Below are 24,503 nucleotides of genomic sequence, written 5' to 3' on the forward strand. Positions count from 1 at the left end.
AAGTCACATCACCAACTCAATAGCATGGTAAATGAGATAGTTGAATGCGATGTACTGGTCATAGGCTCAGGCGGTGCAGGATGCAGAGCTGCCATAGAGGCCCGTAAACATGATTTAAACGTTTTAATAGTTTCAAAAGGATTATCATTCAAATCAGGCTGCACAACACTTGCAGAGGGAGGATACAACGCTGCCTTTGGATACGTTGATTCCGAGGACAGTGTTGATGCACACTTCAACGATACAATAAAGGGAGGTGCCTACCTCAACGATTTAACCCTTGTCAGAGTGCTTGTGAACGAGGCCAAGGACAGGTTAACTGAACTTGAAGATTTCGGAGCCCTTTTCGACAGGCAGGAATCTGGAAAACTCAACCAGAGACCATTCGGAGGCCAGACCTACAGGCGTACCTGTTTCCAGGGAGACAGAACAGGTCATGAGATGATGATGGCCCTCAAGGAGGAGGTCATAAAACAGGGAATTCAGACCATGGATGAGGTCATGATAACCTCCCTAACCCTAAACGAAGCAGAGGATGCAGTGATAGGGGCATTTGGAGTATCCCTTCAGGACTCCAGATTCATAGAGTTCAGGGCAAAATCAACGGTACTTTCAACTGGTGGTGGGGGTTGGCTCTACCCTGTAACCTCCAATGCAGTCCAGAAAACCGGTGATGGATTTTCATTGGCATACAATGCAGGTGCAGATCTTCTGGACATGGAACAGGTTCAGTTCCACCCCACAGGTATGGTCTACCCAGAATCAAGGAGAGGAGTTCTCGTGACAGAGGCAGTGCGTGGTGAAGGTGGAAAACTCATAAACTCCGAGGGTGAACGTTTCATGAAAAACTACGACCCAAGGGGAGAACTTGCAACCAGAGACGTTGTTGCAAGGGCAATCTACAATGAAATACGTGGGGGAAGGGGAACAGAGAATGGAGGCGTTTACCTAGACGTCACCCACCTTCCTCCAGAACTCATCGAGGAAAAACTCGAAACCATGCTCCTCCAGTTCCAGGACGTGGGTGTGGACATCCGAAAAGAGCCAATGGAGGTAGCTCCAACTGCACACCACTTCATGGGTGGTGCCAAGATAAATCCAAGGGGAGAAACAACGGTAAAAAATTTATACGCAGCAGGTGAAGTTACAGGAGGGGTTCACGGTGCAAACAGGCTGGGTGGAAATGCTCTTGCAGATACTCAGGTATTTGGTAAACGTGCAGGTGCATCAGCAGCCAAAAATGCCCTTGAAAACGATCTGAGTTCTAACCCTGCCTACGTCCGTGCAGAGGAGGAGAGGGTTCATGGTTTGGTTAAGGACGGTGAATATTACCCCCACCAGATCAAGAGGGAGCTCAAGGAAATCATGTGGGAGGACGTTGCAATAATAAGGAATGAGGAAGGATTGAAATCTGCAATAGTCAAACTCGATGAACTCAGGGAGAAATCAAGGAACATGAAGGTTCCAGAGGGCTCGGGCTTCAACAAAAACCTTCAGGACGCCATTGAAATCGAGAACATCATCACCGTTGCAATGTTGGTAACAGAATCAGCGCTTCTGCGTCGTGAAAGCCGTGGAGCACATTACAGGGAGGATTACCCTGAGACCAATGATAAATGGGCAAGGAGCATAATCCTCAACAAGAACACGGATTTCAGGTACATAAAACGTGGATTGTCAACGTGCAGATTCAATTAAAATCTCCAGTGATACCTTTTCAATCCAAAATTTCCTTAAATTTCCATATTTAAAATGCAACTAATAAATTGGAAATTATTTTCTTCTTTTTTGATATAATAATTATTTTGGATGTATTATGAATATATTGGTGATATCCTAAATTTTAATCTAAATTCATGTTTTCAATTCATTTCAAGAGGAAAAATAAGATGTATGATGTTATAGTGGTGGGAGCAGGACCTGCAGGTTCTATGGCTGCAAAAAAAGCAGCTGATGCAGGCTGTAAAGTTTTGTTAGTTGAGAAGATGCAGCTGCCAAGGGAAAAATCATGTTCGGGTATTTTGATAAAAAAATCCATCAATTCCGTGCAAAAAGAATTTGGAAAAATACCCCACAATTTACCGTGTAAAACAAAGAATAAGGGTATTATAATTACAAATGAAAAAAATAAGCAGTTTAAATTTGAAAGTGAGGGACTCAACGTATGGAGAAGTTCCTTCGATCAATGGTTAAGTTCGGTGGCTGAAGAGTCAGGAGTTGAGGTGAGACAGTCAACTTCGGCTATTTCATATGAAGAAAAGGAAAATCATGTTGTTGTCAAATTACAATGTAATGGGACGTACTATGAAAAAGCTAAGGTTTTGATAGCCTGTGATGGTGCAACGAGTAAAATTAAACGTAGTTTAAGGAAGGATCAAACAAATCAAATCCTCACCTATCAAACCTTCTGTAGGGGAACGATAGATCTTGACGGTAGTTTTTTCTATGCTTTTTTAGACCCAAAGTTTTCCCAGTACGATGCATGGTTCAATGTGAAAGATGATTTTCTTGTTTTTGGTGTTGGTGTAAAAGAAGCAGCTCTTATAAAAGATTATCATTCAAGGTTTCTTTCGTTTTTGGCTTCAGAGTTCAATGCCAAAATTCAATCCTCTGTTAGGGGAGAAATTGGAATACTCCCTTACATAATGAATGGATATAACACTGATCTGGGGGAGGGAAGGGTTTTGTTTGCAGGTGAAGCGGCCAATTTTCTTAATCCTATGGGAGAAGGCATATCAAGTGCATTGATAACTGGAGCCATGGCTGCAGAATCTGCAGTATCGCTTTTTGAAGATAATTTAAATATACATAATTTGGTGGATCTCTATAAAAACAGGGTTGCAGATGAAAAGGAGTACATGATAAGACAGTGGAAATTTCTAACTAATCTTTCTTCCAGATTTTCTTATTTAAACAGTGATTAATATTAGAATTTGAATTAGGTTTGGAAAATTTGATAAAGAAAGTTTTTCAGTCATTCAAAGTCTTTATTTATATTTTAGAGGAACTCCTTTTAATTCACTTAACTGATTTTATATATAAAGTTAGGAAAAAACTAAAAGCTATGTATACCTAGCTTTACTTCGAGGAATCAACGTTGGCCGTAACAAAAGAATAAAAATGGTTGATTTAGTAGATACCTTTGAATCATTGGGTTTTAAAAATGTAATAACCTACCTTCAAAGTGGTAACGTTAGCTTTGAGAGTGACTCAACTGATGCAGCTAAAATAGCCAAGTGCATTGAAAGAAAAATAAAGCAAACATTCTCTTTTTCTGTAAAGGTGATCATTCGAAGTGAACATGAACTGGAAAACGTTATTAAAAGCAACCCTTTTGTTAGATATAGTGATGTTGAGTTGGATAAACTGCATGTAATCTTCTTTTCTGATGTACCTGAACTGAAATCTACTCTAAATTTGGATATGGACAAAGTTGAAAATGAAAAATTTGAAATCAGGGGTGGAGAAGTATACCTTTATTGCCCTAATGGGTATGCAAGGACTAAATTAAAGAATGATCTGTTTGAAAAGAAGTTAAATACTGCAGCAACAACTAGAAATTGGAAAACAACGAATAAACTGTTGGAATTATCTAAACAATGATGTGAAAACTTTAAAACTATCCTAAAACTTTACATTATCCTCAATAAAATCATAGGTTCAAAAGGGGGTAGTGTTTTAAAATAAGCATGCCCTGACCGGGATTTGAACCCGGGTTATAGGATCCGCAATCCTAAGTGATATCCGCTACACTATCAGGGCAGTTCAATACTGAAAAATCGAGTAAGTTCAATAATTTCAATAAATTAACTTCAGTATATTCTAGTTAAGATTTTGTTCTATTTAAGTTTTGGTGCTGGATGCTAAAAAATGCATGATGAAATCCCCTGAATATACTGATTTTTCATGCTTATCCATAAATTTTCAGAGTTCCAAGAATTTCAGAATATGTGCCATGAGATCTTCACGTTCTGAACTGGGAAGGTGCAGTTTTTCCTGGATGTTGATTGTGCTCTTACCAAAACATGGATCTTTGAAGATTCTGCCCCTGAACTCAACTGGCTCTCTGTAACGGGGTATGAAATGCCAGTGCAGATGTGGATCTGGGGGATGTTGAAGGTAGGATGCGTTCATGAGACTTCCCCAGTTGAACATGGTTGCATTGAACGCCATTTTAATGGTTGATTCCATCTGTACAACTACCTTGAAGAATTCTGACCATTCATCATGGTTCAGACCTGATAATTCCTTTTCTGGTCTTTTGAGGGCCACAACACATGTGCCCAGGTTTTTCTGGTCAGGGGCCAGGAAGATGAGCCAGTGTTCACCCTCAGTTATCAGGTCTCCATAGTCATTTTTCTCTATTCTTTCAAGGAATTCCACTTCCATTCCATCACCTTCATTTAATTTAGGGAGTAAAAACCTGATTTTCAGGATTTACAGTAAAATATGAAGTTGTATCATGGTAACAACCAGTCCATAGGCGGCACCTCCAATCACCTGACTTATACTGTGTTTTTTGAGTTTTACCCTGCTCCACATGACTATTGGTATGATCAGTCCGAATAAGATTCCTGGATAACCGAAGGCATATATTATGGCTGCTGTGGGACCTGCAACGCCCATGGCGTGTAGGCTGATCTTCCAGTAAAAGGTTATAAAAAGCACGATCAGTGTGTTTGAGAAGTAGCAGAACATGAGGGCGGTGGTTAGAAATGGAGCCCCAATGGCATACAGGATTAAAAAACCCATTAAATAGGATGATATTGCAAAAACGAGGGGTAACTTTCTTTTTTTCCTGTCAGTTATATCCACGTCTATTCCTTCTCTATTTATCCACAGTGTAACCGTTGTAATTGGTAATATCGTTGCAAAAACTACACATATTAAAGTCACAAGTAAAAAATCATTGAAACTGAGGAAAAAATAATTCAGAAGTGCAAACGTTGGTAAAGAAACAATAGGTGGATGGGTGATGGCTGATATAACCTTTGCAGAACCAACACCATATTTTGATGTGATATGAGTTTCCATAATCAAACACAGCCACGATCTTTCAATTAAAGGACTAATTATGGCCCAGTACCTTCCAGTTGCAGTCATTGATAATCTGGAGTTGGTACTTCAGGATCTTGATAAAATATCACTAAGCCTTTATTTATATTATGGATCCTTCTCATAAATGGATGTTCTGATTTACATTAGATGTTTAATAATAAAGATTAAACTTAATTCCTCAAATAAAATCAGATAAAAAATTCTAAACATCATTCCCAGACCCAGAGCTTGAAAATGTAGCCTCCATAGCTCCTGCTTGAAACTTCAACGTTTTCAGCACCTTTAAAATCTGCAGATGCCGTAATGGTCTTGTTGATCTGATTCTCCTCTGTCAATCTGTAATTAACTCCTTGAAGAGTTTTGTCCAGGAAGGGGGTCGCGATTTTTTTAGCCTCCTTGATACCGGTGCCGTCGTTGTTGTGTTCCAGTAGGGTGTTTGAAATAGTTTCAAGCAGACTCAAACCATTGTTTTGTCTGGAACTGGCCATGGCATTTATGGAATCCTCGGCCATGTGTGACAGGCGAATATCCTGGTTTTGATCTTCAAGTGCAGAGTAGTTAACATTAAAAATAGCCATGATCACCACAAAAAGTGGAATCAATGCTAAAACTGCATCCCAGCTGAATATGACTCCATTTTCATCCATTTTATCCCTCAAATTCTTGTTTTAGAAGATAAATTTGAAGACCATAAGTCATGCATGAACGTAAGAATCATGGATGAAAAAAAGAGAAGCTGTAGAATTAAATTTTTAAGTTTTTAATTGGGGATGGTTGATAAAAATCATGGAAGGAATGGGATCACCTTAAAGGTCATCTTCCCCTAACCATATCCACAACCCTGTCCTTCTTATCTATTGCATCCAGCGCAGCTTTTTCAACCTTCTCCTTCATGATTTCAAAGTCTTCAGGTTCAATATCCCCAACTATCTTCTTTATCTTGGTGTAGGCTGCTTCCCTGAAGAGTGGTTTCAGCTCCTCTTCAACCCCATCCTTCACGAGTTTGGATTTACCACTTTCATCAACGTAACCTATCTCATCTATGGCAACACCAACACCTGACACTGCCTTTTTAACCTTTGATGCAACGTCTTCAGGTGCTATGATCATCAGTGAGTCCACTGAAACGCCCAGTGGGTCTATGTCAAGGTTTTCAAGCATTTCAAGCACCTTGGGGTTCACCATGCCACGTATCTTGTCGTCGTAGAAGGTCAGTCCCAGACCTGTTGTTTTGGATATTTCATGGGCATCTCCCCTGAGTCCGCCGTTGGTTACATCGGTCATTGCATGAACCTCTGGAAGCAGTCCTGCCTGGAATATTGCTTCTGAGGATTTTATAAAGCTTATGTCCATGGTTTCCCAGACAACATCGAAGAGTCCGTGGTAGAGGGCTGTGGTGCTTATGGTACCTCCTCCAGAACCCTCTGTGAGGAGTATAACGTCGCCTGATTCTGCCCGTTTCCTTGCTGTTGGTGGGTACTTGGACACTCCAACGGCACCCACTGCACTCACAAGCCTGTCCCCAAGAACCATGTCTCCACCAACCCTGAGGGTGCTTCCAGCCACTAGGGGCACATCAACGAGTTCTGAAACTGCGCAGACCCCTGCAGTGAAGTCGAAGAGTTTTCCAACGTCTCCATCATCTGCAAGGTGTAGGTCACTGAGCATTGCAACTGGATCTGCTCCCATGACGCATACATCACGGAGGGTGGCTCTTGCAACATGGAAACCTCCAAGAAATGGATATTCACTGAGGCGTGAGTGTATTCCGTCCACTGCAGTTGTTATGTAGACGTCGTCGGATCCAACGTTGGCCCTGACAACACCTCCATCGTCCTGGGCTGTTGGATTTATGAGTGCACTGCTTTTGGTGCTTGAAACTATCTCTGCAATCTTCCTGTGAACGAAGAAGTCTCCTGCACCCCTTGATCCAACGCCTATCTCACCCATTCCTACGTTGGATTGAGGGTACTTTATGATGTCCTTCAATGATTCATCACTGCATTCATCGATTTTCAGGGTGTTTTTAACCTCTTCAATCACTGCCTGAGCCATCTGACCGGCTCTTTCAGGGTTTATTTCTTTGTATTCAAGTATTTTGTTTTTAAGGTCCTCTTGAATGGATTTTTCGTCTTGTTCCTTCATTGAGCGCCTTACAAAGCCTTCTATGTCCACGTGATACACCTTTTTTTTCATCTGTTAATTTCAATTAGGTTTAAGATTTCCCTAGAAGTTATTGTATTAATATGCGTGGGCTGGAGGTATAAGCTTGATCATATTTTGACCGCCACAGTTATTAATACTTTTTGAGTTAAGATTAATAATGATTAAAATCAATGATTTTTTGCATTTAAAAAAGAAATAAAAAAATTAACAACAAAAAAATGTTGATTCAAATTAATTATAATTATTAGATAAGTTCCAATTCTATTCAAATTCTGGATGAATTAGAGCTTAAATCAATTCAACAAAGTTTTTAAGGATTTTAAGTCCGGGTTCGCCGCTTTTTTCAGGGTGGAACTGGGTTGCAAATGTGTTACCCCTGCAGACTGCAGCTGGAACCTCAACTCCATAGTCAACCGTTGCAGCTATGATGTTCCTGTCACTGGGGTTCACGTAGTAGGAGTGCACGAAGTACATGTACTCAGGGCCAACCCCTTCAAACAATGGGCAGGGATTTTCCATCTGAAGTTTGTTCCAGCCCATATGTGGTATTTTAAGTCCCTGGGCTTTCATGGAATCTGGAAAGTGCAGAACATCCCCCTCAAAAACACCTAATCCTTCAACACCAGGACTCTCCTGGCTTTCTCCGAAGAGAACTTGAAGTCCAAGACAAACGCCTAAAAAAGGTTTTTCATCCTCTACATGTTTGTTTATGACTTCACGATACTCTTTAAGTTGGGTCATGGCATTTCCAAAGGCACCAACCCCTGGAAGAACAAGTGCTTCAGCATCCCTCATCTCATCCACGTTACTGGAGATGGAAACCTCTGCACCCACCTTCAAAAAGCCGTTCTTAATACTTTTAAGGTTTCCTGAGCCGTAGTCTATTATGGTTATCATTTGATGCCTCAACTGGGATTTATTTATTGTTTAAATTTATATTATTTGATTATATGTAAAATGAACGGATATCAATTGATAAAAAAAAGTTTTAAAGGATCTACCTTGCAGGGTAGTAATCCTTGACCCTCACTGTGTCCTGAAGGTGTGGGGTTGAAACCTCGTGGAGCACTGTGTTTTCCATGGCCACTATGGAGTGAACCTCACCAGGCTCTATTCTTATGGTGTCGTTTTTACCGAAGTACTCCTTACGGTCCTCGAATTCGATGTAGCCTGCACCGCTTACTATGTACATGGTTTCATCCTTCTTCTCGTGGTAGTGGAAGGATGTCTGGTACCCCTCACGTATGAAGAGCTCCTTGGTCAGGTACTTCTCGGTGTTTATTAAAATCTTCTCGTATCCCCATGGTTTGTCCTCACGGTTCTGGTACTCCTTCCTTATCTGCTCAAGTTCCTTGGTAGTGTCTATTGCCATCCAGAAGAGGCCGTTCTCTTTGTAGTAACCAAGTTGATTTTCCTTTGCAAGCATTGGGAACACAGTTTTTTCTATGTCTCCAACATCGAAGTCTCCAAAGTTTATACTTCCATTTGAGAAGTAAACTCCACCGTTTATGTAGTAATCAAGTACTGGTTTTTCCTTGAAGGATACTAAACGGTCTCCGCTGATTTCAACGATTCCGTAGGGTGAAACCATCTTGGTAACGAAGATCTGTAGGGGGTAGTCTGATTTTTCCCCCTGTTCTATCATCTTCTTGATGTTCAGGTCTGCAACAACGTCTCCGTTTCTTATCACGCACTGTTCACCATCGCCAAGATGTTCCATACCAAGTTTTATCGCGTTTAAAGTTCCAAGGGGTTCTGGTTCTTCAACGTATTCAATTTTAACTCCCTTGTACTCATCACCATATCTCTCCCTTATTTTTTCGCTTAAAAATCCTGTTAAAAGGAGTACCTTGTCCACTCCAGCATTTTTAAAGTCGAAGAGCTGTTTGTCCAGTATGGTGTAGTCATCCTTAATTTCTATGAGGGGTTTTGGAACCTTTTCTGTGATAGGCCTCAAACGTTTCCCAAATCCTCCGCAGAGTATCATTCCAACAGTTTTTGTCATGTTATCACCGTGATCGTATTTGAATAATCTTCAAAGTGTTTTATGAATCCTCTCATTTTATTGAATTATCTATTCAAAACCTTCTTTATATTAATTCTTTTACTATTAATTTGAAGATTACAGATATAGTTATTACTGTGATCATTGGATTTAAAATTTCCTTTACAAACCCTAAATGAATTTTTAGGAATTGAATTTTATGAATTGGAAAAAGTTTGATAAAAAAAAGTAATAAAATCCAATAAACTTCTTTAAAACTCCATAAGTCCCCTTAAAATTTCTCCAAAGTCCGATGGAACTATGTGATCCGTTCCAAGGGTTTTGGAATGGGCGTCGAGTTCAGTTACAACGTAACTGTATCCCAGCTTCTTGAGGGGTTCAACAAGCCTTGGTCCGTCTGTCACAGCTATGGTTTCAGCTTCTATCTCCTCTACAGGCAGTGCATGGGGCACACCTGCAACCACCACCATATCAAAGTTTCCTTCGTTGATGATCCGTGCAGCTTCCTCACCTGTAACAGGGTACTCATCCAGACCTCCAGTTACCTCATCAATGGTTACACCATCATCTGAAAGTTCTTTCCCGATATTAACTGCGTGCTGCCTTATCCTTGAAAGTCCAACGTTTTCATCGAGGTTTGCAATTATCAGGGGCTTGTTATCCTGGTAAACCTCTCCAAACGGAACCTTAAGAATATCTGAGAAGAGGTATGATGTTTCTTTTTTGGCGTTGAGCACGATTGCTATTTTATCTCCTCTCTCAAAGCTTTCAAGGAGAGTTCTTGCAACCTGAACCTTGTTGTCTCCGTAGGACGGTTTTATATAGCCCCCCTGGGCCATTCCCCTTGTTTTTTCGGTCTGGGTTGCGAGTTTCAGCATGTGTGTTTGTCTTTCCCTTTCATCGTCCGGTATGACTCCTACCTTTGCTGCGGCGTCCAGCACCATTATGGCACCCTCGGTGTTGTCCCCTTCGCCGAATCCTCCATGGGACTCAACAGGAATAACAGTTGCATCTATATCTGCATTTTTAACGGCCTCTTTAAGGTCTTCTCCAATTATCATGCTTGCACAGGTTCCAACCACTCCAACGAGCTTTGGGGAGAACATTTCCTCAACCTTTTTGATGGTTTCCTCAAGCTTGTCTGCAGCTCCAAATACGAAGTCATTTTCAGACATTGCAGTGGTAACAACCCTGACACCGTCGTTTTCAAGGAGTCTGCCTGTTCTGAAACAGCAGCCGTGTGGGCCATGGAGTATGATAACGTCCACGTTCATATCACGCAGTGTGTAGAGTGAAGCAGCTATTGGGCTTGGTCTTGGATGCATTCATTTCACCTCATGTTTTTTTTAAACTGGTTGAATGTAATTTTAGGATCAATTAAGATTGATGACATATTCAAGGATAAAATATCAGCTTTGACTAAATTAGATTTTATTAATATTATTTAAATGATTCATACTCAATTGGTACGTTACGGTGCCCTCTTGTATCATTAATTAATTGAAGTAAAGAACTTAAGTCAATATGAAGAATTTTATGTATTAAAAATCCTTTTCATCAATTTCTTAAACCTTTTCATGAACATACAACATAGGTCATGAACAAGAGTAAAGTAGGATTTTATAAAATATAAATTGAATGATCGAAGTTGATCAGTATAAGAAGTTGATCAGATCGTGGTGATCATGCACATAAAAAACAGTTTTCTGGTTATTTTAATGGTTTTAATAGTCTTAACAGCCATTACAATTGATTATAACAGTCCCATCAACAAATCCCTGTTCAATGGTAGTAACGACTCTTTAAATCCTCTAACGAACTTCAATGGTATGAACCAGGTTGTGACCCTGGGAACTGATGATGGGGGCTACGTTGTGCGTGGAGGTCCATACGGAAACCTGAATTCAACTGTTAAAATTGCTTACATCATAGGTGTGCATCCACGCGAGGTAAAGGCCCATACTGCTATTTTATGGGCGGTTTTAACTCAAAAGAACTTGATGTACTGTTATTATGTTTATTGGGTCCACGTTACAACGGATGCTTATGATTACGACCAGGGAAGACTAAACGGCCAGAACTTGGCTGCAGAATACGTTGTGCCTGATGTTGTCAGGGGTAACTTCAAAATGGCAGTGGATGTTCACTCCAACAGGGGAGTTCACGCAGGTTATAAGGAGTGTAGATTTGTGGTTTCACCGGTACAGGGAGTTTCATCAGAGATTGCAGCCAGAAACATCATTTCTAAGATCCCATGGTTGACTTATTACCTTCCAAAGGGCGATAAAGGTCCAAAAAGCCCCAAATTTGTAACTTTGCCCCTTATAAACTCTGGAGTAACGTCAGTTATCTATGAAACCTACATGTACGAACCTTACAACCTCACACTGGAACATGCAGAGGAATTCCTCGGTGCAGTGGATGGACTGAACATTTAGAATTATAAAACATGTTATAGGATTGTAATTCGAATTAAAAACATTTTGAAAAACATTTCGTAAGGAAAAACATGTTGTAAGGACACAATTAGAATTATAAAAGATTTAGAAGATACAAAAGGATTTTAGAAGATACAAGGGGCACGAAAACTATCTTTTAGCTTAAACAGGTAATTTGATGATAATATCTAACTTAATACGAGGAACCTTCCTTGAAAGACCAAACAGATTTACAGTGATATTCAAAATGGATTATACTTTGAATGAGGATTTAAATGGCAGTGATTCAAATGATCAGGAATCCTTCACTGCAAAGGCACATCTTCGCGACCCTGGAAGGCTGGAAGAACTCCTTTTTTCAGGTGTTAAACTACTTTTAAGGCCAGCATTAAATCCTGAAGGCAGAAAAACAAAATTTGACGTCATTGCGGTTTTTAAAGATGAAAACTGGGTTCTTATAAACTCTGGATTCCACAGTGATATAGCCCAGGAACTCATTGAGTCAGGGCTCATAAAGGAACTTTCGGGTTATTCCGTTGAAAGAAGGGAGTATAAATATGGTAAAAGTAGAATAGACTTCTTGTTATCTACCAATGCGCCTAATTCTATTACTCATATTAATTCTGATAATGATAACAGTAAAAAGATGCTCCTGGAGGTCAAGGGCTGCACCCTAGTTGAGGAGGGTCATGCAAGGTTTCCAGATGCCCCCACAACCCGGGGTAGAAAACATGTTGAGGAACTTACAGGAGCTATGGCTGAAGGCTACACATCTGCAGTGCTTTTTTTGATATTAAAGGAAGATGCTGCGGATTTTGCACCTAACAGAGTTACGGATCCTAATTTTTCAAATTCCCTAACTGCAGCAAGGAATTCAGGAGTTCTGATAGTTCCATATTCATTTAAAAATATTTATGACTCTCCAAAGATGGAACTAAGGATAAAACCATTTAAAAGGGTTGAAATGAGTTTTTAATATCCGTTAAATTCTTCAAGGTCTCAGATTCAGTTGTTAATTATCCAATAAGAATGGATAACCTCCAATCTATGAAAGATTAAAAGGATATTGTATTGTAAAAAAGGATTTAAGAACATTTTATATCCTTTAAAAACATTTTATCTCTTAAAAAAGGATTTTAGGGATATCCCCCTATGTGAATTTAAACTTCTGAAATCTTTCCTTCAAGTCTTTCAAACTCTTCAGGTTTCCCAATTCCAAGTATTATATCTCCAGCTTCTATGATAACTTCTCTTGGTGGGTCTATGGTCAATTTACCATTTTTACCGATACCCACAAGCACAACACCTGTTTTATGGTGCACATCTGCTTCCCTTATGGTTTTTCCTGCAAAGTAACTTTGAGCCCCTATCCTGACTTCTTTCAATTCCCTTTCCTTCTTTTCAGCCAGAACATCCTGTACAAACATGGCCTCGTAGCCGTCTTCTATGCTCTTGTGCATGAGCCTTCCAGATATCACGAATGGGGATATCACCTGGGTTGCACCTGCCAGCTTGATCTGTTCGATGTTTTCGTAGCGCTGTGCCTCAGCTATCACCCTGACGTCTTGGTCTAACTTCCTTATTCCAAGTATACAATGTATTGTGTGGGAATCTGACTCCATATCCACAATAACTGCCTTTGCACCCCTGACGTTGGCCTTTTCAAGGTCCTTTATACGTGTAGGGTCACCGTGAACGAAGTTAACCCCATTCTTCAGTGCCCTCTTACGAACGTCTTCATCCTCATCCAGGACAAAAACCTCACTTCCCTTTTTAATCTCTTTTATGCACTCTGCTGTACTTTCTGTCCAACCACATATCACAACATGTTTTGATCTTTTCACGTTAATCAGCCCCATGAGCTTCATCTGTTCTTTACTCACTATAAGTTCCACAATTGACTCAATGGCAAATGCAAATGTTCCAATACCCAGCACAAGGAGGGTTATGGTGAAGTACATCCCAAGGGATGTTACAGGACTGTAATCACCATATCCAACAGTTCCAATGGTTATGAAGGTCCAGTAGAATGAGACAGTCCACGGTTGACCTTCTATGAAATGGAAACCAATGGTTCCGTAGGCTATAACTGCCAGAACCAGTATCAAAATACGGGTGATTGGTTTTTTAATCAGCCTTGGGAAATGTTTCTTTAAAACTTCAAGTACTACGAACATGCCATCTCACCTTTCATCAGCCTTTCCTTAGGAAGAAGAACCATACTGCAAATACAAGCACTATAACGATTATGATAATGAATATCCAGAGGTACACACTGCTATTCCCGGAATCTGTATCCGTATCATTGTCATCGTCCCCGTGGTATTTGTGGGACTTTGAACTGGAACTACTACGGCTTCCACTACTTCCTTTAACCAGGGGCGTGATGTATTGAAGAGTCACTTCAGAGTTTAAACTTCCTGAAATGGATTCAGATGTAACAACGGGTATTTCATGTGCAGAAACACATGAAGGAATCATTAAAACACTAAAAATCATCATCAACAATAAAACAATACTTTTAAACTTCATACCTTCACCTCTGAATTGTTAATAATAGTTTCAAATACTCCTTAATATATTTTTAGTGAATTGTTTAACCATTAAAAAGAATTTGAACGGATTTGATCGGATTATAAATAATTATATTGGCAGATAACTAATTTATCAAGATTTGAAAGACCATGATGTCCTAAAATATGCCTAAATCTTTTAGATATTATTTATTGTGCACATTTTTATAGTTTTATCATGTTTTGGGCCATTACTTCACCAACTGAACTGAGTTAATACTTTCGCACTGATGAATGGATGAAGATCACTTCACAAAACTTATCTAATAACATTATGCCTTTGTGAACACACGATCATATTCATCAAATTCTAAGTACCCTGGGTCATTAAATACTCCTGCTCATTAAAGATTTGACCTTCACATGTCTTATAAATGGCCGCACAATCGGGAAATTTTAGAATTAGGATTTAATTGACTAATTCCGGTGAATAATATGAGGGATGAAGATAAAACTAAAGAACAGCTCATATTGGAAATTAAAAGTATGAGGGAAGAGTTGTCACATCTTAGATCAGATGTTCATTTGAAAGGGGAGAACCGGGACCTTTGTAGATCATTAACAGGTAAAGAAGAACTTTACAATGTTTTATTCAAACATTCTCCAGACTACGTATTTGTACTTGGGCTTGACGGGAAGATAATGGATTTCAACTACGAAGTGGAAAAAATCGGTGGATTGAAGCGTCAAGAAATTATTGGGAAACACTTCTCAGAATTTAAAGAAATTCTAGGGGGTGATATTTCCAAACATGAGAAATTTATGGAGGATTTAATAAGAGGAGGATCTGTTGCTCCATTTGACTCGGATTTCGTGGGCCCAAGTGGTAAAAAACATATCATGAAACTGATACCGGTTCCAATAAAAAAGGAGGGAATTATAAGGTCTATAATGGTGATAATGAGGGATTTAACAGATTACGTTGAATCAATGGATGCTCTGAGTGAAAGTGAGGAAAAATTCCGTTCCCTAGTGGAATCAGCCATTGATGCGATAATACTCATAAACAAAGATGGAAATGTTATATTATGGAATGAAAGCGCATCTAAAATGTTTGGATTCTCTGAAAAAGATATTATGAGCAGTTCAATCGAAAAGGTCCTCCCAGAAGACTACTCCAAGTTCCATGAAGGATATTTAAACTATCCAAACCTTGAAATTCAAGGAAAAACCTTCGAGGCTCATGGTATGAAAAAGAACGGTGAAACCTTTTTAATTGATGTTTCACACACTAGCTGGCTTATGAATGGAGAACCTGTTTTCTGCACCATAATAAGGGATGTAAGTAGGCGCAAAAAAGCCGAAAACGAATTAGCAAAATCTCAAAAGAAGTACAAAACCATATTCGAGAACACAGGAACTGCCATGTGCATAGTTGAGAGGGATGGAACCATATCACTTACAAACACGGAATTCACAAAAACCCTGGGTTACAGTGCAGAATATCTGGAAGGTACAAACCTTAAAAAATTCACAAAAACCAACTTCAAAAAGATAATGGATTACCAGAGATTAAAATCTCTGATTCCTGATACAGCCCCGGTTAAATATGAACTGAACTTCTTTGACAGCAAAAAAACTCTTAAAACTGCCATGTTGAACATTGCAGGAATTCCAGGAACAGATAAAACATTGATATCTCTTCTGGACATCACAGAGCTTAAAAAATCGGAAGAAAAGATCATAAATCAGAACAAAATCTTAAAAGGATTTAACAAGATATTTAAATGTGCATTATCCTCTAAAAACAAGGAAGAACTTGCAAAGATCTGTCTGAATACCTGCGAGGAGATCACAGGAAGTAAGTTAGGATTCATACAGCTCTTAAACAAAAGGGGTAACCTTGATTTCATTACATTAAGCGATCCCGCATGGGAAGTATCTCAATTCTTAAAAAACGATAAAGAATACCTTATGAAGGACCTGAAACTCCAGGGAATCTATGCCAGACCCGTGATAGAAGGAAAATCCATCGTAGTGAAGGATCTACCATCACATCCTCAGAGCATAGGTTTACCCAAGGGCCATTTTCCACTGGAACGTTTTTTAGGAGTCCCCCTTAAAAGAGGCAACACCATCATTGGAGTTATTGGACTGGCAAACAAAAAAGAGGATTATCATGCTGACGATATTGAAACAGTTGAAAAACTTTCAAATGCCATAGCAGAGGTTCTTACCCTTAAATATGCCGAAGAAAAACTCATAAAAAGTCAGGATAAGTTCCGGCAAATGGCTGAAAATGTTGAAGAGGGTGTATGGATAGCTGATGTGGGATCCAAGAACACACTGTATGTGAACCCAGCATATGAGAAAATATTTGGATTGTCCAAGGAGAGCATCTACAAAAATCCAGGGTTATGGATAGATATCGTACACCCTGATGATGTTGGACCTGTTTCAAAACAGACCTACAGAATCTTCCAAAAACATGAATTTGGAGAAAAAAGGATCGAATACCGTATAATAAGACCTGATGGTTCACTCAGATGGATACAATCTCAAATATCCCCAATAAAGAATGAATATGGAGATATAATCCGTTTTGTTGGGGTTACAGATGATATAACCGAACGTGTACTGGCCGAGGAGAAGATACAAAAATCTCTGGAAGAGAAGGAACTTCTCCTTAAGGAGATACATCACCGTGTTAAAAACAACATGCAGATAGTTTCCAGCCTCCTGAACCTGCAGTCAAGGTACATAGATGATGAAGAAGCCTACGATGTTTTCAAGGAGAGTCAGAACAGGGTTAAATCAATGGCACTGGTCCATGAAAAACTATACAGATCAACGGATCTTGCCAGTGTGAACTTTGGAGAATACGTGAGAAGCCTTTCAAAGGAACTCCTGATATCCTACGGCTCAAGAAGTAACAACGTATCCATAAAAACGGATCTGGATGATGTGTTTTTGAATGCAGATACAGCCATACCCTGCGGTTTGATCGTGACTGAAATAATATCCAACTCAATTAAATATGCATTCGATGGAAAAGGTGGGGAGATATCAGTGGCACTCCACAGTTACGATGGCGGCTTTGAGATCCTGATTGGGGACAATGGTGTTGGAATTCCAGGGGATATGGACCTTGAAAATACTGAAACACTGGGTTTATTACTCATAAACTCATTAACATCCCAGATCGATGGTGAGGTTGAACTTTTACGAGAAGGAGGAACTTCATTCAGGATAAAAATCCCCTTGAATGATACTTTCGTTGCGAACAACTGTTGAAGCGGAGTTATCATTGAACTGTAAATTAAACCCCCTAAAAAAGTAGTAGACCCGTGAACAGAAAATAGGCAGACCAGTGAACAGGGAATTTTAGATCATCGTTATATTTGGATATCATTAATAGATATCCTTAATTTTTTATTTCATTATTTTTTCAGTTTTTTATTTTTCAGTTTTTTATTTTTCAGTTTTTTATTTTTCAGTTTTTTTAGAGTATACTGATTTAAAAATTAGAAGATCATTAGAAAATACTATCTAACGATTAGAACCTGATTATAGATTAGAAGATCATTAAAAAATAATATAGTAAATGGGCATCTATTTAAGTACATAAACTATTTTTGCACCTTTCTTGCAATATATTTCCTGAATTCCTCTGCAAAGAACATGATTGGAATGAATGAGATGAGATATACCCATTCAAAGACACCAAGACTGGTTGTACCGAATATGCTCTGCAGGTAGGGTATGTAAACGATTGAAAGCACCACAAGCACTTCAAATAAAATACCCCGGATTATCCATTTATTTTTGAAAACACCCACCTTGAAAGTGGAGGTTCTGTTGGTTTGACAGCCTATAAGGTTTCCTATCTGTGCAGTGACTATCCCTGCAAAGACCATGGTGGTTGCTTTAAGATAAAGGGGATCAGAAAAGGCTAAAGACTCTCCTAAATGCCATCCACCATTTGATAAGACCCAGAAGTATCCTGACATCACCAGGATGGCTTCAATAATTCCAAGGAATACGTAACCTCTTAATATGACCTGCAGGTTTAAGATACGTTCCTTCCTGGGCCGGGGTGACCTTTCCATAACATCCGCCTCAGAGGGTCCCATTCCCAGGGCAAGTGCAGGCAAAGTATCTGTTCCAAGGTCAATTGCAAGTATCTGCATAACAGTTATTGGAAGGGGAATTCTGAATATGACCATGAGAATGAATGGGATGATTTCAGCTGTTTCATGGGCGAAGATGTAGGTTACAAACTTCCTTATGTTCTCGTAGATGGTCCTACCTTCCTTGATGGCTGCAACTATGGTTGCGAAGTTATCATCAGTCAGCACCATGTCAGAAGCTTCCTTAGCAACATCAGTACCTGTGATCCCCATTGCAACGCCAATATCTGCCTTTCGAAGTGCAGGAGCATCGTTAACACCATCACCGGTCATTGCAACGATTTCATCCTCACTTTCCAGTATGGATGCTATCCTCATCTTGTGCTCTGGAACCGCACGTGCAAATATAACGTTGGAACCGGATCTGAGAATCTTCTTAACTTCATCATCGGATAAGGAGTCCAGTTCCTTTCCCTTTATTATGTTACATTCAGAACCAACTATTCCAACCTCACTTGCTATTGAATGGGCTGTGAGACCGTAATCTCCAGTTATCATGATGATTCTGATACCTGCGCGGTGGCAGTCTTCAACAGCACCCTGAACCTCTGGCCGGGGAGGGTCCTGCATTGCCATCATCCCCAGAAAAACCATGTCAACTTCAACTGTTTCAGGTCTGAAATCATCAAAATCATATGGAAGAATTTTATAAGCCATTCCAAGTATTCTAAGCCCTGAAGCTGCAATTTCGTCATGTTTTTTAATTACATTCTCCTTTTCTTCCCTGGAAAAGGTCTGAACCTTACCATCAATTGATATCTGCTGGCATAGTGCTATGATCTTCTTTGGAGCTCCCTTCACATATGCAACCTTCGTTCCAGGGTTGGTTTCATCCGCAACATCGGGTTCTCCAACTGTATTTAATTTTTTACCGGTAACTGAAGCACTTTTTTGATGTATGGAACTCATAGACTTTCTTTTCGAGTCGAAGGGAAGTTCTGCTATTCTCGGAGCTTTTTTCATCTCCTCCTCCCAGTCAAAACCATTTTTACGTGCAGCAACCAGAAGCGCAGCTTCGGTGGGGTCTCCAAGTATCTTCCACTTCTCATCTGCACCCTCAGGTTTTACGAGCTTGGCATCGTTGCAGAAGGTTGCAGAACGCATCAAAAGTTTAAGCTCTCGAACCTCCCTGTGGGAAACTGGAACTCCATCATGGGAAAATTCCCCCGCTGGTTTGTATCCTGCCCCTGTAACGTCTATGATCTCATCAGGTATCCATATCTTCCTCACGGTCATTTCATTTTTTGTTAAGGTGCCTGTTTTATCTGTACAGATTATGTTGGTTGATCCAAGGGTTTCAACACTTGACAGACGTTTTATAAGTGCATTTTTGCCCACCATCTTTTTGGCAGATGCTGCAAGTGCTAGGGTAACAGTGGGCAGCAGGCCCTCAGGGACGTTTGCAACAGTGAGTCCAATTGCAAATAGGAATGCGATGTAGAGTGGAAGCTCCACAACGTAAATGTTTACCAGAAAAAGAATCACGCCCATGAAAATCGCTATAATCGCTATGATCTGGGTCAACCTGTTCATCTGCTTCTGTAGTGGGCTTGGTTCTTCCTTCACAGCCTGGGTCAGTGACGCTATCTTGTTGAACTCAGTTTTTGAACCTGTAGAAAACACCACGGCCCTTCCAGAACCAGATGTAACGCTGGTACCTGCCAGAATAAGATTATTGAAACCTACAAAACTCTCATTGTCCTTCATGATTGGTTCTGCAACTTTTCTTATGGGTTTGGACTCTCCTGTGAGGGTTGAAGTGTCCACTTTCATCTGAAAGGCTTCAACAAGTCGGGCATCTGCAGAAACGTTGTCCCCCTCTTCAAGTACCAGCACATCCCCTGGAACCAGCTGGGATGCCAGTATCACAACCTCTTCCCCACTTCGTATGACCTTTGCAGTGGAGGGAAGGATCTTTTTAAGGGCTTCTACAGCTTTCTCAGCCTCGTACTCCTGCCAAAAACTAAAAACAGCATTTATTACAATAACAGAAATTATTGCAAAACCAAGCTGAGGCGTTCCACTAATGAATGCAAGAATGCTGGCTGCCCAGAGAAGCAGTGCCAGAAGTTGGTACAGATTGGCCAGAAAATTGTAGATCAGGGGCTTCTTCTTAACCTCTTCTATCTGGTTAAGCCCGTACTTTTCAAGACGCTTTTCAGCTTCTTCATCTGTTAAACCTTCCTTTGATGTTTTTAATTCCACGTAAACATCTTCAGGAGGAATCTCGTAGATTTTCATGATAGGGTTTTACACTTGAAATGTACCTCCCTCTCTCATTGGTAACAATTCCTGACTATTAACTATTTTTATAAACTTAAGAATATAAATAATCAAGTGTTGAGAATTAAAATAAAGGTATTTATTATATTATAAAGGGATATTCAGGAAAATAATGGGGGTTTAGGTGTTAAAATGAAGTGTGATGTTCTGATAATTGGTGCAGGTCCTGCAGGCCTCTTTGCAGCAGGGGAACTGGCAGGGGATCTTAAGGTCGTGGTTGCTGACAGGGGAAGGGCTATGGAAGGGAGGATCTGCATGGCACTTCAAAACGGCAGGTGCAGACGATGCTCACCATGCAACATAAACACTGGACTTGGAGGCGCAGGAGGACTTTCAGACGGCAAACTCAACCTCAGACCCGACATAGGGGGCAACCTCGAGGAATTCGTAAGCCTTGACAAGGCATGGAGCATCGTACACCAAGTTGATGACCTCTTCCTGAAACATGGGGCCACAGAGAAACTCTACGCACCCAATGAAACTGAAGTATCAGGGGTTTTAAGGGAATCAGCAGCATCAGGAATAAAATTCATACCAATAATCCAGAGACACATGGGATCCGACAAAACACCCGCCATAATAAACTCCATAAAACAGGAACTTGAATCTAAAGGTGTTAAATTCCTGCTTCAAACAGAGGTCACAGAGCTCGTAGTTGATGATGGAGAGGTGAAGGGGGCCAGACTCAGAAATGCAGAAGGTAACTTTGAAGTGGAATGCAGTTACATCCTGGCTGCGCCAGGCAGGATAGGTTCAGCTTGGCTTGCTGGAGAGATGAAAAAGCTTCAAATTCCTATAAAACACAACCCTGTGGATGTTGGAGTCAGGGTTGAGGTTCCCCAGATTGTGATGGACCACGTAACCAGTATAAACTGGGATCCCAAGTTCCACATAAACACCAAAACCTACGATGACTTCGTCCGAACCTTCTGCACCTGCAACAAAGGTTTTGTTGTTGAAGAGGTTTATAACAACTTCACAGGAGTTAACGGCCACTCAATGCAGGAAAAAACATCTGAAAACACCAACTTCGCATTCCTTGTGAGAGTGGAACTCACAGAACCTGTTGAGGACACATCAGCCTATGCATCATCCATTGCAAGCATAACAACAACCCTCGGTGGTGGAAAACCACTGATACAGAGGCTTGGTGATCTGAGGGCAGGTAGAAGGTCAACCTGGAAGCGAATAGAACGTAGCAACGTGCTTCCAACCCTTAAAAGCGTGACACCTGGGGATGTGGCAATGGCACTGCCCCACAGACTTGTTGTGGACATACTTGAGGGACTTGAAGCCCTTGATAAGGTGATACCTGGAGTTGCATCTGATTCAACCCTGATCTACGCCCCAGAGATAAAACTCTACGCAATGAGGGTTGAGGTGAACAAAAAACTCCAAACAAGTGTGAAAGGACTCTACGTTGCTGGGGACGGGGCTGGAGTTTCCAGGGGAATTGTTGGGGCTGCAGCAACTGGGATAATTGCAGCAAGAACACTTTTGGGTGAAAATAAGACTTAATAAGTATTTTATAAATTATTTTATAACTACCTTTAGAATTATTAAATATATTTTTAAATATTTTCATTACTCTTTTTAAAATAAATAAAATTTTAAAATAATCAAAACAACGGTTTAAACAGAATAAATATTTTTTTAAGGTGGTTTCACCTGCAAACAATACTGATGATATCCCCTTCCTCAAGTTCGTAGTCGCCTGAAACCCTCATGCCCTTTTTAGCATCTATTGCATGCATGAAGCTCTCACCGATATCGGTGTGTATCACGTAGGCAAGATCCCTTGGTTTTGAACCTTTTTTTATGAGTATAGCATCTGGAAGCACGTTGCCCTTCTGGTCGCAGTACTTGTGCTCATCCTCAACAGGATAAACAACTATCATGTCCAGAACCTTGAAAACAGCCATGTTAAGAGCTTCCTGGACTCCGGTGCTTCCGTACTTCTGGAGAACATGTTCCCTTATGTACTCAAGGGCCTTCAGCTGCTGAGAGCTCAGTTTCTCAGGGTCCAGAACATCGAAGTCAGAATCTCCTGAAACGTAACTTATGAGCCCTGCCTCAGCTGCACGGACAAGTGCCAGTTCAGACTCTGCAGATGCAGGGATAACGTTCTCATACTTTTCCTGAAGTCTCTTGATATTTTCCGCTGCTGTTGGTGTATCTGCCTTGTTTGCAACGATTATTGTGGGTTTTGAGCGTTGGAGAAGATCCTCCAGGAAGGTTATGATGTCTTCATCTTCCCATTTGTCGTAATCCTTTGTTATGATCCTTTTTGCTTCTATAACATCTTCAAGGGCCATGCCTATACCACTGAATTGTTCAGCTATGACCTTTGCAAAGTCAAGGTGTTCTGACATGACCTTTCGTACCATGCGGTTCCAGTTCTTCTTGAGTATGCTCATGAGCCACATCACTATTTCGTGCTGGAGGAAGTTGATGTCCTCGAGTGGATCGTGGGATCCGGCTTCGCATGGCCTTCCCTCCTCATCGGTAGAGCCTGAGGCATCTATGATATGCAGTAGAACCTTTGCCTGCATCATGTCGTCTAAAAATTTGTTTCCAAGACCTCTGCCTTCATGTGCACCTGGTACGAGACCTGCAACGTCCACAAGCTCAACCGGTATGAGTCTTTTGCCCTCAACGCACTTGGAGTTTCTTGGGCTGCATGTCAGCTCAAGTTGGGTGCATGGGCAGGTGCTTACAACATGGCCAACTGCCTTGTTTGCGTCTATGGTTGTGAATGGGTAGCCTGCAACCTCTGCCTCTGAGAGGGTTGCGGAATTAAAGAATGATGATTTTCCAACGTTAGGTTTTCCTGTTACAGCGATTTGAAGCATTTTATATTCTCCAATATTTCCTTTATTTAATTCTCAATTGCTGATCAACTATTTAAAGAAACATTTAAATAACGATTTCGCATTTCAGGAAACTATTCCTTGTTAATACCTATTCCATGGTTAATTATAAGTAAAGGATGTGAGATAATCAGAAACATGTCAAAGCTCTACGTTGTGGGAACTGGGCCAGGATCAAGGGAATATCTGACACTTAAAGCTATTGAAACTGTGAAATCAGTGGATGTTATCGTTGGAAGCACCAGGGCACTGGAACTTTTCCCTGAAGCCGCTGGTGAGAGGATTGAACTTGGGGCGCGCAACGTTCAGGAAGTTTTAACCCAAGCAATCATGGAAGCTGCGTCTAAGGACACGGCAGTGCTTTCAACAGGGGATCCTGGATTTTCAGGCACGCTCAAACCCCTCCTGAGACTCAGGGAGGACCTCGGGGTGGAAGTTGAGGTTGAGGTGGTTCCTGGTGTGGGTTCGGTTCAGATGTGTTCTGCAAGGCTTTTGATACCCTGGGACGATGCAGACATCGTTACAATGCATGGAAAGGGAAACTCAGAGGATATTCTGAAACTTATAGGCAATGGAAGACCAACTATAATCCTCCCGAACCGTGGTGTGGGGGAACTTGCGGATTTCCTCATGGATTCGGGTGTTGAATCCGAAAGAAGGATTGTAGTCTGCGAGAAGATGAGTTACCCTGATGAGAGGGTTGTTGAAACCAGTTTGGGTGAAGTTCTGGATATGGAGTTTGGTTACATGTGCGTTGTGGTTGTCTACTGAAGTTTATTTACCAGATTGTCTGAATATTAAGATCACTAAATTAGAGTTTGCTTTAAATTTGAGTCTTTTTTTAGATTTTAACCTCTTTTCTATACATCCGTTCATTCTTTCGCAGTTTTTGTATGTTAATTGGTGCACTTTGTAGTTAGTTCACTGGACTTCGTATTAATCAAGTATTATCGTAAACTATTTATTATATGATACTATTA

At 40.5% G+C, this 24,503-nt stretch carries 18 protein-coding genes, 1 tRNA gene and 1 pseudogene; 8 read left to right on the forward strand and 12 right to left on the reverse strand.

All coding sequences use genetic code 11. The annotated features are described in order from the left end of the window. The first annotated feature begins 24 nt into the window (after positions 1 to 24). The 3 genes and pseudogenes from tfrA to MCBB_RS00260 form a co-directional block, all read left to right on the forward strand. Complete coding sequence (gene tfrA / locus MCBB_RS00250; protein ID WP_071905726.1) at positions 25 to 1,698, forward strand: fumarate reductase (CoM/CoB) subunit TfrA; 1,674 nt, start codon at positions 25 to 27, stop codon at positions 1,696 to 1,698. 191 nt (positions 1,699 to 1,889) lie between these two features. After that, the gene (locus MCBB_RS00255) at positions 1,890 to 2,924 is read left to right on the forward strand and encodes a geranylgeranyl reductase family protein (protein ID WP_071905727.1); all 1,035 of its coding nucleotides are present in this window, start codon (positions 1,890 to 1,892) and stop codon (positions 2,922 to 2,924) included. A 157-nt stretch (positions 2,925 to 3,081) separates the two neighbouring features. Then, positions 3,082 to 3,603 (forward strand): annotated as a pseudogene (locus tag MCBB_RS00260) (DUF1697 domain-containing protein); the annotation flags it as partial. Positions 3,604 to 3,690: 87 nt separating this feature from the next. Here MCBB_RS00260 and MCBB_RS00265 read toward each other — a convergent pair. The 8 genes from MCBB_RS00265 to cfbD all read right to left on the reverse strand — a co-directional run bounded on the left by MCBB_RS00265 (position 3,691) and on the right by cfbD (position 10,554). Beyond that, positions 3,691 to 3,762: transfer RNA gene (locus MCBB_RS00265), tRNA-Arg, on the reverse strand. Between the two features lie 162 nt (positions 3,763 to 3,924). Continuing rightward, entirely contained in the window at positions 3,925 to 4,389 is a 465-nt protein-coding gene (locus MCBB_RS00270) for an HIT family protein (RefSeq protein ID WP_071905729.1), read from the reverse strand. Positions 4,390 to 4,437: 48 nt separating this feature from the next. Further along, entirely contained in the window at positions 4,438 to 5,103 is a 666-nt protein-coding gene (locus tag MCBB_RS00275) for a PAP2 family protein (RefSeq protein ID WP_231916375.1), read from the reverse strand. A gap of 164 nt (positions 5,104 to 5,267) precedes the next feature. Beyond that, positions 5,268 to 5,705, reverse strand: a complete 438-nt coding sequence (locus MCBB_RS00280; protein ID WP_071905731.1) for a hypothetical protein — start codon at positions 5,703 to 5,705, stop codon at positions 5,268 to 5,270. Between the two features lie 166 nt (positions 5,706 to 5,871). After that, positions 5,872 to 7,233: an AIR synthase-related protein gene (locus MCBB_RS00285; protein ID WP_071905732.1), complete on the reverse strand. Its 1,362-nt coding sequence runs from the start codon at positions 7,231 to 7,233 to the stop codon at positions 5,872 to 5,874. A gap of 279 nt (positions 7,234 to 7,512) precedes the next feature. Further along, complete coding sequence (gene hisH, locus MCBB_RS00290) at positions 7,513 to 8,121, reverse strand: imidazole glycerol phosphate synthase subunit HisH (RefSeq protein WP_071905733.1); 609 nt, start codon at positions 8,119 to 8,121, stop codon at positions 7,513 to 7,515. Positions 8,122 to 8,221: 100 nt separating this feature from the next. Then, positions 8,222 to 9,229 (reverse strand): sugar phosphate nucleotidyltransferase, encoded by a 1,008-nt coding sequence (locus tag MCBB_RS00295; protein WP_071905734.1) that lies wholly within the window; start codon positions 9,227 to 9,229, stop codon positions 8,222 to 8,224. 251 nt (positions 9,230 to 9,480) lie between these two features. After that, positions 9,481 to 10,554: a Ni-sirohydrochlorin a,c-diamide reductive cyclase catalytic subunit gene (gene cfbD, locus MCBB_RS00300; RefSeq protein ID WP_071905735.1), complete on the reverse strand. Its 1,074-nt coding sequence runs from the start codon at positions 10,552 to 10,554 to the stop codon at positions 9,481 to 9,483. A 360-nt stretch (positions 10,555 to 10,914) separates the two neighbouring features. Here cfbD and MCBB_RS00305 point away from each other — a divergent pair, with 360 nt between their 5' ends. Next, positions 10,915 to 11,667: a hypothetical protein gene (locus MCBB_RS00305; protein WP_071905736.1), complete on the forward strand. Its 753-nt coding sequence runs from the start codon at positions 10,915 to 10,917 to the stop codon at positions 11,665 to 11,667. A gap of 178 nt (positions 11,668 to 11,845) precedes the next feature. Beyond that, a complete protein-coding gene (sfsA, locus tag MCBB_RS00310) occupies positions 11,846 to 12,643 on the forward strand; it encodes a DNA/RNA nuclease SfsA (protein ID WP_071905737.1) in 798 nt (265 codons plus the stop codon). Positions 12,644 to 12,827: 184 nt separating this feature from the next. Here sfsA and MCBB_RS00315 read toward each other — a convergent pair whose 3' ends face one another. Both MCBB_RS00315 and MCBB_RS00320 read right to left on the reverse strand, forming a co-directional pair. Further along, on the reverse strand, positions 12,828 to 13,844 hold the full coding sequence (locus MCBB_RS00315) for a potassium channel family protein (RefSeq protein ID WP_071905738.1): 1,017 nt from the start codon (positions 13,842 to 13,844) through the stop codon (positions 12,828 to 12,830). A gap of 16 nt (positions 13,845 to 13,860) precedes the next feature. Next, positions 13,861 to 14,148, reverse strand: coding sequence for a hypothetical protein (locus MCBB_RS00320; protein ID WP_145975976.1), 288 nt, complete (start codon positions 14,146 to 14,148; stop codon positions 13,861 to 13,863). A gap of 527 nt (positions 14,149 to 14,675) precedes the next feature. On the opposite strand from MCBB_RS00320, the gene MCBB_RS11835 reads away from it, so the two are divergent. Beyond that, positions 14,676 to 17,474: a PAS domain S-box protein gene (locus MCBB_RS11835; protein WP_084789721.1), complete on the forward strand. Its 2,799-nt coding sequence runs from the start codon at positions 14,676 to 14,678 to the stop codon at positions 17,472 to 17,474. Between the two features lie 335 nt (positions 17,475 to 17,809). Here MCBB_RS11835 and MCBB_RS00345 read toward each other — a convergent pair whose 3' ends face one another. Further along, positions 17,810 to 20,611 carry a cation-translocating P-type ATPase gene (locus tag MCBB_RS00345; RefSeq protein ID WP_071905740.1) on the reverse strand — a complete coding sequence of 934 codons (2,802 nt, stop codon included), beginning with the start codon at positions 20,609 to 20,611 and terminating at the stop codon, positions 17,810 to 17,812. Positions 20,612 to 20,785: 174 nt separating this feature from the next. Here MCBB_RS00345 and MCBB_RS00350 point away from each other — a divergent pair, with 174 nt between their 5' ends. Further along, entirely contained in the window at positions 20,786 to 22,171 is a 1,386-nt protein-coding gene (locus MCBB_RS00350; RefSeq protein WP_071905741.1) for an NAD(P)/FAD-dependent oxidoreductase, read from the forward strand. A gap of 146 nt (positions 22,172 to 22,317) precedes the next feature. Here the strand turns inward: MCBB_RS00350 and MCBB_RS00355 are convergent, their stop codons facing one another. Beyond that, on the reverse strand, positions 22,318 to 23,505 hold the full coding sequence (locus MCBB_RS00355; RefSeq protein WP_071905742.1) for a redox-regulated ATPase YchF: 1,188 nt from the start codon (positions 23,503 to 23,505) through the stop codon (positions 22,318 to 22,320). A 99-nt stretch (positions 23,506 to 23,604) separates the two neighbouring features. Between MCBB_RS00355 and cbiE the strand changes: the two genes are divergently transcribed. Then, the gene (cbiE, locus tag MCBB_RS00360) at positions 23,605 to 24,294 is read left to right on the forward strand and encodes a precorrin-6y C5,15-methyltransferase (decarboxylating) subunit CbiE (protein WP_331709795.1); all 690 of its coding nucleotides are present in this window, start codon (positions 23,605 to 23,607) and stop codon (positions 24,292 to 24,294) included. Positions 24,295 to 24,503: the final 209 nt, after the last annotated feature.

This window comes from Methanobacterium congolense, assembly GCF_900095295.1.
Taxonomy (GTDB): domain Archaea; phylum Methanobacteriota; class Methanobacteria; order Methanobacteriales; family Methanobacteriaceae; genus Methanobacterium_C; species Methanobacterium_C congolense.